The organism is Rhodopirellula bahusiensis (genome assembly GCF_002727185.1).
GTDB lineage: Bacteria > Planctomycetota > Planctomycetia > Pirellulales > Pirellulaceae > Rhodopirellula > Rhodopirellula bahusiensis.
Genome location: NZ_NIZW01000023.1, coordinates 62,173 through 75,953, shown reverse-complemented (window position 1 = coordinate 75,953; position 13,781 = coordinate 62,173). Strand labels below are relative to the sequence as shown.

Below are 13,781 nucleotides of genomic sequence, written 5' to 3'. Positions count from 1 at the left end.
TTTGGAGATGGGTGATGAACTATTGACGAAGCGAGGTGTGAACTGCGGTTGGAAAATCCTCTGGAACCTTTTGGGTCACTGTTCCGGTGGCTGCCCACTCCGTGCCACGCTGGAGAGTCGTGATGAACCCGACACACTGCAGCGAGTCGACCGGTTCCGTTTGATTGGGACCGACGTGCGCAAGCGTGGTGTGAAAGACACGGCCCTTTCCGTACTGGATCGTCATCAAGATAGGCTCGTTCTCGCCGGTTCCGTTACGCATCGACGTGACTGCCGACGCGGTCGCCAGCACAGTCAAATCATTCGCGGGTCCGCGAAGTTGCGAATACAGCTCGTCGTTTGCATGCATCCACATTGATGGCAACCCCTTCATGATCGGATGATCCGGTGCACGGGAGACGACAGGAAAGTCATGACGGGACGGGTGCACGGCGGTACCTGAAGACATGTCCAAGACAGTCTTTCCGTCCCGCCAACGAACCTTCGGCCCCCACTCTTCCGTCCGTCCACCCCAGCCGCCCAACCCGGTCATTTCAAGGAAGGCTTGCCACTGAGGGAATGCGTTATTGGTTGCGTGAACGACGACCAAGCCACCTCCCTGTTTCATGTACTCTTCAAACGACTTCTTCGTGGCATCGGGCCAATCGTCGCCTTCGTAGTCCAGCAACACCGCATCGAAGTCGCTCCACACCGGATCAAACCCTGACATGTCTTCGCCTGATGCGGGGGGCGTCAGCGTTTTCACTTCAAACAACCCAGCGTCCTTGAGGATTCGTTCGAATGCCGTGCTTTGGACTTGCCAGTTGTGGTACTTGGACGATTGGCCCGTGATCAACAACACGTCAATCTTCTCTTGCCCAACCGCCGACCTCCCCCACAGCAACGTCACCAACATGCACGAAAGAGTGACGAAACAAAAACGGAATGCTCTGTTCATGATGCGATGACCTGTAGTTGAAAAGGATAGGGAAGAACTGAGAGTAAAATCATCACGCGTTTCGCCAGCGTGATTGCGGTGAGAATCCCAGCATCTCTTTTGCCTTGTCGATGGAATAGAACGTTTCGAATTCACCAAGTTCCCGTCGCTGAGGGACATCGGCGTAGAAATTCTTGATCACTTCGGCGCTCGACATTCCCACCGAAGAATCTTCGTTGGCAACGTTGAATACCTGATACCCAAGTCCATCGGTCGCCAAAGCACGTTCCACAAAGTGGCTCAGGTCACGCGTGTCGATGTACGCGAAGATGTTGCGACGTCGGCATGAAGCATCGCTGTTCCATTGAGGAACCAATTCCTCGTACTCATGAGGTTCAATCATGTTGTTGATTCGCAAGGCATAGATGTCCATACCCGAACGAGCTTGGAAGCTACGACCGCACGCTTCATTGCAAACCTTTGACATTGCGTAAGCGTCGTGCGGCACCGTCGGATGCTGTTCGTCCACCGGAACATAGTTCGGCTTGACTTCGCCCTGAGCGAAGCAGACTCCGTAGGTCGTTTCCGAAGACGCGAACAGAATCTTGGGAATCCCCAACTTCACTGCCGCTTCAAGAACGTTGTAAGCCGAAGTCGTGTTGATCCGGAAACACTCCGAATCAGGACGCAGCAAGATCCGAGCGATCGCAGCAAAATGAATGACCGCATCGAATCGAAGACTTCCCGGATCCGCATCCAAATCGTCCAATTTTGTCAGCCCCGAGAAAGCGGAGAAGACTTGCCCGGCATCGGTTAAGTCAACCGTGATATCAGACACACCGTCGACGTTGGAAGGAACAAGGTCGAGATTCAAAACTCGGTGCCCCTGTTTGACCAAATGAGCAACGACGTGACGTCCGGCTTTGCCCGACCCACCAGTAAACAGAATCCGCATCATTCTCCCTTAGGTTGTAAAACTATATTCATTTGAGAATTCACACGACCAAACGTGAGCTTCCTCGTCAACTCAATTGGCAAGGGGTCCCGAAGGAATGCCTTCCAATCGTTGCACTCACAGCGAAACCAGACGAATCGCCGTGTATGGAATTTCGGTCGTGAATTTGAACTCGCCGCCATCGACTACCTTCTCTGAGACCCGTTTCATGTTCCAGGTGTCAAAGACTTCGAAACGATACTTCTTGCCGGGCGGAAGATCCAATTCAATCGCTTGGCCAGCGTCCTGCGTGTACGCGAGGTAGTGGACGCCCTCTTCACTGAAGACAAACACGTTGTTGTTCAATTCATTCAGGATGCTTCGATCCATCCGATCCGGAATCTCGTCAGGAATCGGTTTCGAACTCAACTTCACCAAACGAGGTGACATCTTGGTGACGGGAGCCTGCTCCATGATCTCGCGAAAGAATGCGATTCGATCCGGGCTTTTTCCTGGCAACGTTCCTCCCTTTGCCCACCAACGGACTTCGGTCTCACTATCGGAATCATTTCGGAATGTGTCGCCGTGCGTGCCATATCCGCCGCTCAATCCGGCTTTCCAAAAGTAGCTCGTCATCTCCTCAGCCGACATGTTGCCCCAACTGCTGGCAACGTCACCTTCGTATCGCATCTCGTCGAACATCAGCGGTTTGCCATACTTCTTTCGCCACGGAATCGCGTTGAAAAAGAAGAACGTTTGCGCACTGACATGGGTCACCCATGGTTGAGAGTGATCGTAAAAGTGACTCTCGGAATAGTACCAGTTGTGGATGCCTCGCAGTCGTTGATGCGGATCCTCTTTCTGCAGCAGAGTTCCGATGCCCTCCCAATCAATGGCATCCTTGATACGTGGAATATCCCATTCATTAGCGAGCGACCACCAAACATTCCGGTACGCAGACAGCCGAGCGATCAAGTAACGGACATACCGTGCGTTGTTCTCAGCACCCATCTCCTGATATCCCCAGCGATCGTAGGGATGAAAGAGAATGACATCGGCCTGGATCCCCAGATCACGAAGTTCGCGTACCCGTTGATCCAAATTCTGAAAAAACTCAACATTTGGCTTTTCAAAGTCTGATTTCGATTCAAAGGGATATTGCCAAGGCTCTGTGTCGTTTCCATAGCTATACGATTTTGGGAAGACGCACATCCGAATTTTGTTAAACGGCGATGTCGCGAGCGTCTCAACCGTCTTCTCTTGGACACTCTGCTTGACGCTGGTCCACTGATAAGCCGTGGTACCAACCAAGTACACGGGTTCGCCATCCGCATATTCAAAGTAGTGCGTGTTGACAATCTTGACCGGACCATGGTTGTCGCCCACGGCTTCTTTGCAATCAAATGCCCCCGTCTGTCCGTTGAGGTCACTTGCACCACTTTTGGTGAGATAGCTCCACTCACCGACTTCATCGGGAGAGAAGCGGATCTTGAAGACGCCATCTCCGTCGTAGAAACCAGGCACCGTGACGCTTCGAGAGCCTTTCGAAAACTCTGCTTCAAATTCGACATCAATGTATGGGTTGCCCGTCGTTGGTCCCTTGAGCTCCAACTCAAACGTGTCCCAGCGTTCGACAGACGGGCGTTCTTGGCCGACGCCTGTGCCGGCAAAGCAGGCGATTTGCAGAACCAACGTCACTGCGGCGATGGCATTCGTAAACGATATTGGAAGGTGATACATGGCTTCCCTCATAGAAATCAGTAATAGTGAGCAGGTTTGAATCGGTCAAAGAAGAGAATTGCAGTGTCGATTTGGATGCACGGCGATTGGTTGGATCTACCAACGCGTCAACTGGAGGACGTTGTCCGCGGTTGTTGGTGGAGCGAACTGGGGCTTACGCCCAGCGGTTAACGTGCTTCCATCTGCACTTTCACCGCCAGATAGTAGGACATACATCAACGCCCTCCTTCACAAGAAACAATCAGGCGTCTGTAACGAGTCAACGACGGTGTTCCGTCATCGGACACGATCAGCAAAACATGGGTTGATGTCCCCGCCGCATCTTCGGGAACGATGAAGTGCGCAGACATTTGGTTTGCGTCCTGGATCTTGATCACACCTCGATAAGTCCCGGCTTCCGGGTAAACGCGCCATTGATACGACAATGCGTCTCCATCGATGTCCGTGCTGCCCGTCGCGTCCAGTTCGACGCGTTCTCCTGGCTTCGCAACAATCTCGATTGCCTTCCGTGAGGCGTCTCCGGAAAGCGTGGGACTGGGGGGATGGTTCGCATCGTCAAATTCCTTCACGCACCAATCCATTCTGGCCTGATAGTCGTTTTGGAAGTGCGGAGCCCAACGACTGATCGTGTGGCCGAGTTGGCTTGGCAATCGGTTCGATGGAATGTCGGCCCATTGCTTGCGCGTGTTCGAGGTTGGACGCAGGCGACCGCCCCATCCGCCCCAGTCAGGATGCTCCATGGCGCTGAGACCGTTTGGAATCAGGCCCAAGAAGGTTTGTGAGTCGGCTTCTCCAAGCTTGCCGTGACGTAGCGGGCAGAGCTCACCAAAGGCACCATGTTGAAACCGGACATGAGTATTGAGCCATTCCGCCGTGTGCAGTTCGGGGGGAGCCGAGTAGACGATGCCGCCCGTTGAAACGAGATAGAACAGGTCTGGAAAGTTCTCCTGTATCCAGAGTCCCGTCGCATCCTGGTGCCCCCAAGTGTAGACGCGGAGCTTCGCAACAAAACGTTTTACGGCATCTTCATCGCGATCATTGCGGACACGCCAAAGAGCCTGTGCCAACTCGGCCGTCCCTCCCCAAACGGGGATCCACACCGGACGAGAATCATCGCGATCGACCACGTCGATGATGAGGCGAGAAGCGTCCGTGTCACAACTCTTCCCAATCAACTCCTCCAGCGGATAGTGCCCGCTGCCCGTGCTGGCTCTCCCCGTCCGAATGTTGAACGGTGCGTCTCGCCCAGTCTTCACGCCCTTGCGGATAACTCGCAACAGATCCTCGGCCGATGGCCACCCAAAACTGTGTTTGAGAAGATTGGGGCGAACCGTCGCATACGCCTGAATCCCCCTCACCAAATACTCCGGTTGCGGATCGCCATCGATCGGTCGATGTGTTTCCTTCGGGAAGATTCGGATGGACGTCGCGATCAGCCCTTCGATATCAAATTGGTCCGCGTACATCATGAACCGCGTGAACGATTGCTCATCGTCGCGATCGCCACCAATGTCGGTTAGCAACACGACTCGATGCTTTTCGTTCGTTTCTAACATCGGGATCTGCGCAACCGCCGAAGAGGTTGAAACGAAGCAACCAAATATGACCACCAAAGATCGCAGTGGCTTCTTCCAATGGTTCATAAGACAAACTTGAGTGCGGAGAAGGATGATTTGGGCCATGATCGACAGATGAGAGCCAGCAACGTTTCACACGACGCAGCCAGTAGGCTGCATCTGAAACGATGTTTGACAACCATCTTCGATCCCTCGAGATCTTTGCCATTCCCTGGCCAATTCAAGTCAGCGATCCGTCCACCTCAAGCTCACAAGAAGTGAGTTCTGGGCGCGACGCTCCAGCCGGCTTTGCAGCCGGTGCGTCAATGCTGAGAGACGTTCATTGGTTCAGACAGATCCTGTCATGAGCCGTACACGGCGTCGCGAAACGCCTTGTGCAATCCAACCTTGTCAAATGGTCTGAGTTGAACGAACAACACCACAGCCAGTTCGTTCTGCGGATCCACCCAGAACAGCGTGCTAGCGGCTCCGTCCCAAAAGAATTCGCCCACCACACCTTTGTTCTCTTCGTTTGAAGCAGGTGGCTGCAAGCGAACCGCCAAATCAATGCCGAACCCAACTTGTCCTTTGCTTGGAAGCCAAGAACGTTCGGTGACTTCGTTTGAAAGCTGGTTCGTCGCCATCGCTTGAACTGTCTCGGCCTTCAAGATTCGAACCCCCTCGAGTTCACCCTCATTCAAAAGCGTGCGAGCGAAACGCATGTAATTGTCGATCGTCGAGGTCAAACCCCAACCGCCTGGTGTCAGTGGCCAGGGTTTCGCATTGAATTCTTCGTCACCCGACTTCTTCGAAAGTTCCCCCGTTTGATTGTCCCGCCAGTAGACCGCTGCCAATCGATCTCGATCCATTTCGGGGACCACGTACCGAGTCTCGTTCATCTTCAGCGGGCGGAGAACATTCTGGTCGAGGTAGTCTGCGAAGTTCATCTCCGACAGTCGTTCCACAATGTGGGCCTGCACATCGACCGATGGTCCGTACGCCCACTGCTCCCCCGGATGAAACATCAAAGGAAGCTGACTGAACTTCTCGACAGCATCGGCCAAGCGGTTGTCACGGTTCAATGGGTCCAGCTCTTTCAACTGCGTTCCGACGATCGGGTGATCAACGCTATTCGCCAGCCCCGATGTATGCCGAGTCAAGTCGCGGATTGTCATGGGACGCTTCGGCGATTCGAGGAGAAAGTCCCCGGAATCGTCCACCCCCGTCGCAACGATCAAATTGCCAAAAGACGGAATGACTTTGGCAACGTCATCGTCCAACTCAAAGAGGCCTCGTTCCTGCAACTGCATCAGCGCCACGCCGGTGATTGGCTTGGTCATCGAAAAGATCTGCACGATCGTATCGCGAGACATCGGCAAACCGGCTTCTTCGTCGGCCATCCCAAAGGCACCGAAATAAACCTCGTCGCCATCCTCGTAGATAAGCGCGGAGACGCCGACAACGGCTCCAGCTTCCACGAACGAATCCAGCGTCACGTTGATACGAGTCACCGCTTCGCCGTCGATCACAGGTTCACTTGCGGTAACCGAAAGGCCCACTACCAAAACGGACGCCAAAGAACAGGCAGCCCTGGATGCAGTCACAAAGAAACGCATGAGCCCTACTCCTTCGAGCCTGACGCGTCCGAACCATCACCTCGTTCAACGCACCAATCGGCTCGTTCTTTGAACTCCGCTTGGTAGTCTTTTCGCCATCGCGAAATACTCGAACCACCGGGACCGTCGACATAGTGGTTTGTTCCCGGCTTACGTTTGTATTGGCCGCCCCAACTGGGCTGCGTTGGGTCTTCGGAATCGTTCAGCCCACGGAGTTCGCTGATCAAGTGCATGAACGCTGGCGAATCACCTTCGCAGACACCCGTGCAGCCCATGCCTTCGTGCGGGTAGACATCGCAGAGTGGTCCGTGGTCATGGCGAATGTGTTTGTTGACCCAATCGAGATTTGAAAGCGGGTCGCGACCTCCAAACATGCCTTGGTACGTCTTGCGAGAATCGATGATGAACAGATCAGGAAACTCGTCCATCAACCAACCGTGCGTCGCGTCTTGATAAGCAATCAGAAAGATCCGAAGCTTGCTGATGAACTTCTTGAGCTCAGCTTCGCTGCGTGTGTTTTTCACGTCCCAGATCGCTTGAGCCACTTCGCGGGGGCCACCCCAAACGCTGATCCAAACCGGCCGCGGATCGGGACGGTCCACGATCTTGATGATCGCGTTGGAAGCCTCGCTATCGAGCCCCTCGCCCATGATGTCTGACCAAGGTTGTTTGTTGCGTCCCCATTTAACGTTGACACCGTGGTTGTTTGCCTTGCCCTCGAACGTGATCGAGCGCAGATGATCAGCGGTTGGGTAGTCGGCATCGTGAGTTTTTAGATTTGCGTAAACTTTTTCGTACTCATCCAGCACCTCAAGTATGTTTTTCTTGTGTGCCTCCATCGCGAACGTGCCAGCGGATGCGATCAGTGCCTCGACTTCCAACTCGTTTGAATACAGCAGGAAACGAACGATCGACTGCATGTCATCAGGATCGCTCTTCATCGTGTTCGGCACGTTGCCGCCTTTGACAACACCGATCGGCGGAAAGTCGGACATCATGACAACGCGTGGCTTTGTCGAATCGACATCTTCATCGTCCACGTCGGCATCGGAAGATTCACCGTGAGGCAAGCAGTTGCCCGCGCCGCGATTCGGGTCAGTGACCAGTCCTTTCACGTCGTTTACATTGTCTGCTTGAAAGACGTAGGCAGGTTTGAAAACAGGAAACTTGTTTTCGATGTAGGTGGGTACCTCGCAACCTTGGAAGGCTAGGTTTTGCCAGCCAATTTCGCCGTCGCTTTCGAGGGCACCGATCTTCTGCTCTCGCCATGGCGTTTTCACTTCTTCAAAACAGGAATTCTCCAGCCGAATGTGGCATTCAAAGCCGGTTCCGATGCAGTATCCGCTGTCTGGACTGTTGTAGTAGTTGTTGTATATGTGAACGTGTCCGAAGCGGACTCTTGGCATCCTCCCTCGCACTCCTTCGGCATACCAATTGTGGTGCATCGTGACGTGCAACTTTCCCCGGTCCGATTCACGGTCGTCGCGGTTGCCGATCAGCCCGCCGAACGCATGACTGTGAGTCTCGTCGAAATAGAATTTGCACCAAGAGATCGTTACGAAGTCGGACTCTCGAACCACGGAACAAAGCTCATCGCTGCTGTCGTGAAATGCGCACTTGGTGATGAAGACGTTCTTAGCCCCCGACACTTCCATGGCGTCACCATCAGACGGCCCAAACGTCAAATTCTGGATGATGACGTTGTCTTCTTTGATCTTCAGTGTTCCGCCAGAAAGCCCAGCGTTCACGTCGGCGCCCATGATCGTTTTGTTTGGCCCAACGTTGACGCTTCCAATTTCGAATTGTCCTTCGACCACGACGACTGCAGGCTTTTCACCTGAGACAGCCGATTTGAATGCTTCAGCGGTCGACACCGTGATCGGTTGCGCCTCGCCACCACCGGTGGTTCCGCCGTTCTGCGTCGCGTAGCCATCGGGCGTCGCAACGGACAATGGAGCTCCGCTCGATTCTTTTGTCGTGTCCTGTGCAGCAAGCGGCATTGCCAAGAATACGATCGCGATGCTGGACGAAGCCAATTGCCGCAACGAAGTTGAAACATTCATGGTAGAAATCTCTTAGTGGGCGAATAGGGACTATTTGACGTTGAGGATCATTCGGCGATATGCGTAGAGGTTTGGCGTTCCGTCGTCGTGAACTTCCAGGATGACATGGATATTTTTGCCACTCGCATCTGCCGGAACGGAGATTCTGGCTGTCGGGTCGGAAGGTCCGTCGATCGCAACGGCGCCCTTGTACGTGGCGGGTTCTTCGTAGATCGACCACGAATAGGTGAGCGAATCGTTGTCGGGATCGTCGGTACCCGCGGCGCTCAGCGAGACTGATTCACCCGACGCGACAGATAGTTTCAGCACGTCTCGTGTCGTGTCACCATTCAGGATGGCGACTGGATGATGGTTTGCTTCGGAGAATTTGCTTGTGATGCTCCAGTCCATGCGAGCAGCGAAATCGTTGTTGTATCCTTTGCTCCAGCGTTTGATCGCCCCCGTTCCGTCGGATGTGTTGCCCCACATTTCGTAGGGATCAAACTTTCGTTCCTCGCCTTTGACTCCGGACATGCTCTTGATGCCGGTCTTCTTTTTGAAGCTGAATCGACCGCCCCAGCCACCTTGGTCGATCTGATCAGGATCGTTCAGGCCGGTTGGGTAGATGTGCATGTACGCCGGCGTGTCACCTTCGGTCGCCCATTTGGTATCGGGGTAGAGAGCACCGAGCGGACCATGACTTTGGATGTCGTTCTTTTGGTAATCGCCGTTCTTGGGTGGTTGCCAGCCGTAGACTTTGGTCGCTCGGATGTAGAACACTTGCGGATAGTTCTTCGCGATCCAAGCACCGGCATCGTCTTGGCCTAGGATGTCGTAGACGCGAAGTTTGGCGAGGAATTTTTCCAGGTCCTCCTTCGACCGAGTCTTGCTGACTGTCCAGATCGCTTGGGCCACATTGTTCGTGCCGCCCCAACCGCCGACCCATATCGGACGCGGGTCGTCCTTATCGGCCGATGCGATAATCATGTCGGAACCGAGTGAGTCTTTGCCGTCGCCCACATCGCTCATGCCATAGCCAAGCTGTCCCATCACGGAAATCGAACGCAAGTATTCGGGCGTTGGAAACCCTTCGGCGTGAACTTTCAAGTTGTCGTAGCATTCGCCGTAGGCATCGACGATCTTGTCCAGCATGTTGGTATTGCTCTGCTTCTTTTTCCAACAGCCCGTCGACACGACTAAGCCTTCGATGTCGAACTCATTCGCACAGACAAGCATCCGCACCAGAGATTGTTCGTCGTCCGGATCGGCTCCCAGGTCCGTGGTGACGATCATTCGCCGTTTCGTGTAAGTGCTTCCAGATGCACTTGAGGCACCGGCATTCGCGGGCGCCGGGTTGGCTTTAGCGCTGGGAGCCGCAAACGGTGATTCGAGACGCGATTCGATGAAGCTGGCGATGTGCTCGTGCGATCCCTTTGGTTGAAATCCGAACACGCAAACCGCGTCGGTTCCGGTGTAAGCTCGTTTGTCTTCGTCGCGACCGAAACTGAAGATCACCATGTTGCTGCCTTGACGCCAGCCTTCGTCGCCGGCCGACTCGGGGCCCGCGTTCTTGACGCCGGCGTACCAAACTTGCGTGTCTTTCGGATCGCTGTCTTCGAGGTAAAAGAACGGTGATGGAAACTTGTTGCCGAACTCCGATTCCAGGTAACCCAATCCCCCTTCTTTGCATTCGCGGTGCTTGCCGTCTTTGAGAACGTAGAAGTCCTTCTCGACCGAAGCATCTTGCTCGCCACCAATCGGACCCTCGTACAGAAACGCGTATTTGTCGGCGGCCTTCAGAACTTTGATCGCGGCGTGCGACGGGAAAAAGTGATACTCAACGTCGTACTTGGCGTTAGACGATCGCATGATCAGGTGATCGCCTTCAAGCTTTTCATCGAATGCGACCGCGTTTCCGCTCGCGTCGACCCACCAAGATTTGGAGCCACTGCTACGTTGCGGGTGATTGAAGTTTCCATTGCCAAAGTTTGGCCAGCCTCGGTACTCGTGTCGTCCGCCGCTCGCGGACGATTTGTTGTAACCACGGTCGGCGTCGTTCCCGATCCAATCGTTGCCAGCTTGGTCAAACGCGCTGCTGAAACCTGTCTTTCCGCCGGCTTCGCCGTTCTCGAAGTACCACGTTCCGCCAGCGGCAGCGATCTTCCAGCACATGTTGTCGAAGTGTTTGACTTTCGTTACGACGACGTTGGAAGGGAAGGGCGAGTAAGGCGTGCCTGCCGAGGGCTCTCCACTGGGTTCTTTCGTTTGCGAGGCTTTCGATGGGACGGGGGTGGATTTCGCATCTCCCGACCAACCCTCGGCGATCGTCTTCGCTACGTCACTCGAATCACCATCGAACTGAATCACGGACAGCCCTTTGCCATCCCATTCTCCCATCGTGGCGGGGTCGTAGCCCGAAATGTAGTAACCGGCTCCCTCGTAGTAGGTGACATTTGGGTTGTCAGCCCAATCTTGTTTCTTGTTGCCTTTTTGCTCGATGAACATCGACTTGCCAGCCGTCAGATTGTGAGCTTCCATGGCCTTCAACGTCGAATCGATATCTGTCCATTCGGTCCAGTTCACGGAGATGCCATTGCCGATTTTTCCTTGCAACCAATAAGTGTGGTCGATCATTTCCGCGTTGGGATACTGCGTCGGAAGGTACTCGTACAACCATTGTTTGAAGGAAACGCTCTCTTTCGCCGGCGCAGGTTTCGGTGCAGCGGCGGAATTGTCTGCTTTCGCTTCCGCCATCTCTGCGACAAACGTGTCCGACTCGCCTGTGAACTGAATGATCGTCCTCTTAGCGACGTCCCATCCGGACATGGCTGAGGCTTCGTAGCCATCGATGTAGTAGCCCACTCCATCGTAGAAAGTCACGTTGGCATGGTCTGCCCAATCGGACGCCTCTGTCTTGTCAACAAAGATGGACTCGCCTTCGGTCAGGCTGTGTGCCTCCACGTCCTTCAATGAAAGAACTTCTTCTTTCCAGTCCGCCCAGCTGACGATCAATTTCGGCTCATCGATCTTTGCCTGGAACCACGCTCCACCACCGTGGGCAATGACTTCGGCATCCGCGTGTTTCTCTGGGATGTAGTTTTTCAGCCAGTCCGCAAGTTTTGTGTCGTCGGATTGCTTGTCTACGCTTTTTGGAACCGGTGCAGTAAACGATCCTTCTGCTTTCGCTTCCGCCATCTCTGCGACAAACGTGTCCGAGTCGCCTGTGAACTGAATGATCGTGCTCTTAGCGACGTCCCATCCGGACATGGCTGAGGCTTCGTAGCCATCGATGTAGTAGCCCACTCCATCGTAGAAAGTCACGTTGGCATGGTCTGCCCAATCGGACGCCTCTGTCTTGTCAACAAAGATGGACTCGCCTTCGGTCAGGCTGTGTGCTTCCACGTCCTTCAAAGAAAGGACTTCTTCTTTCCAGTTCGCCCAGCTGACGATCAATTTCGGCTCATCGATCTTTGCCTGGAACCACGCTCCACCACCGTGGGCAACGATGTCCGTGCCCGGGTAAGCGTCAGGGATGTAGGTTCTCAGCCAGTCGGCAAGCGAAGTGTTTTTCTGGTTGGTGGTCGCAACCATGTCGCCCGTCGGTTGGAAGACGACGCGTCGATAGCTACTCAGGTTGTGAGTCCCATCGTCGGTGACTTCGCAGATGACATGAAAGCTGCGTCCGGCAGCGTCGGCGGGAATCTGGATTGTTGCCGCGCTTGACGTACTGTCGGCGATTTCGATTTCGCCCTCGTAGGTTCCCGCGTCGCTTTGAACCCACCATTTGAATTGCAAGTTGTCTCCGTCGGGATCCGTGGTTTTTGAGGCGTCGAGCGTTACTGAGGAGCCTGGACCAGGCGTCTTTCTTAGGACGTTCAGCCCGGCATCTCCATCGAGAACGAGATTTGGATTGCGGTTGCCTTTGCCTTCCTTTGCCCAGTCCATCCGTGCGGCGAAGTTATTGAATGCCGCCGGATACGTTTGCTCGAAGTTCGACGCACAAGTGCTCGCTTCACGCCACAGCCCGCCGTCCTTCTTCACAAAGTTCCCGCCCCAACTCGATTGCGTTGAATCTTCAGGATCATTGAGCCCGTTGGGCATGAGATACAGGAACGCGGGCGTGTCGCCTTCGACTCCGAACTTGTATTTCGGGTACTGACTGCCAAGGTTGCCGTGACCCTGAATGTGTTTCGCGTACTCGCCCCAATTGCTCTTTCCGATTGAGTTGTGTCCCTTCCAAGCGGCTTCGTCCCAGATGAACAGCAAGTCATCACCGGTTTGTTCGTAGATCCAACCGTGTGAACTCACCTCGAGCCCTTCGCCTTTGTAGTTGCGATCTTGATCCGTGATCGCGTACGCACGCAGTTTGTTCAGGAACGTTTTGGCCTCTTCTGCTGACCGATTTTTTTGGACTTGATAGATCGATTGGGCCAGGGTGTTTCCCCCGCCCCAAATTCCGATCCACAATGGACGATCGTCCTCTTCGTCGGCTTGCGCGATCAGCAACTCACTTCCGGGTGAACCGTTGTCATCGCCGATGAACTTCTTTCCGCGATTCATGCTGCCCAACATGATGCGTTCGCGAAGGTACTGCGCACTTGGCCAGTATCCGATCGCCTGTTTTCCGCCGTCGTGCTCGTGGCCGGTTTGACCGGAACGCTTCATCAGATTGGGCAAGTCCTTTTCGTAGGCATCAACGACGCCACGTGCGATGTCGATGAAGCCGTTCTCAGGTGACTTGTTCAGCGTTTTGACGCTGTAACCGGTCGAGATAACGATCCCTTCGATTTCGAAAAGATCCGCGTGTGCCATCAGGCGATTCAGTGACTCGTGGTCGTCGGTCTCCCACGTGGACACGTCCGTGAGGACAAGCATGCGTGGCTTGAGTTGTTCGGCTTGCGTTTGGGAACTGAGTCCGAAGACCAGAAGAATCGCAAACACTCGAGAAAGTGTGGACTGGTTCATGTGTGTTTTCAC

7 protein-coding genes are annotated in these 13,781 nt (G+C 54.3%); all 7 read right to left on the bottom strand.

Annotation, left to right across the window (positions count from 1 at the left end; genetic code table 11):
* Positions 1-19: 19 nt before the first annotated feature.
* Positions 20-937, bottom strand: a complete 918-nt coding sequence (locus CEE69_RS24495) for a ThuA domain-containing protein (protein ID WP_099263233.1) — start codon at positions 935-937, stop codon at positions 20-22.
* Between the two features lie 52 nt (positions 938-989).
* On the bottom strand, positions 990-1,874 hold the full coding sequence (locus CEE69_RS24490) for an NAD-dependent epimerase/dehydratase family protein (protein WP_233215598.1): 885 nt from the start codon (positions 1,872-1,874) through the stop codon (positions 990-992).
* Between the two features lie 114 nt (positions 1,875-1,988).
* Entirely contained in the window at positions 1,989-3,590 is a 1,602-nt protein-coding gene (locus tag CEE69_RS24485; RefSeq protein ID WP_233215597.1) for a DUF5060 domain-containing protein, read from the bottom strand.
* 215 nt (positions 3,591-3,805) lie between these two features.
* Positions 3,806-5,146 (bottom strand): nucleoside hydrolase-like domain-containing protein, encoded by a 1,341-nt coding sequence (locus CEE69_RS24480; protein WP_233215596.1) that lies wholly within the window; start codon positions 5,144-5,146, stop codon positions 3,806-3,808.
* Positions 5,147-5,508: 362 nt separating this feature from the next.
* On the bottom strand, positions 5,509-6,762 hold the full coding sequence (locus CEE69_RS24470) for a serine hydrolase domain-containing protein (protein WP_233215595.1): 1,254 nt from the start codon (positions 6,760-6,762) through the stop codon (positions 5,509-5,511).
* A gap of 5 nt (positions 6,763-6,767) precedes the next feature.
* A complete protein-coding gene (locus CEE69_RS24465) occupies positions 6,768-8,825 on the bottom strand; it encodes a nucleoside hydrolase-like domain-containing protein (RefSeq protein WP_099263229.1) in 2,058 nt (685 codons plus the stop codon).
* Positions 8,826-8,855: 30 nt separating this feature from the next.
* Positions 8,856-13,769, bottom strand: a complete 4,914-nt coding sequence (locus tag CEE69_RS32915) for a nucleoside hydrolase-like domain-containing protein (protein ID WP_199169934.1) — start codon at positions 13,767-13,769, stop codon at positions 8,856-8,858.
* Between the last annotated feature and the right edge of the window lie 12 nt (positions 13,770-13,781).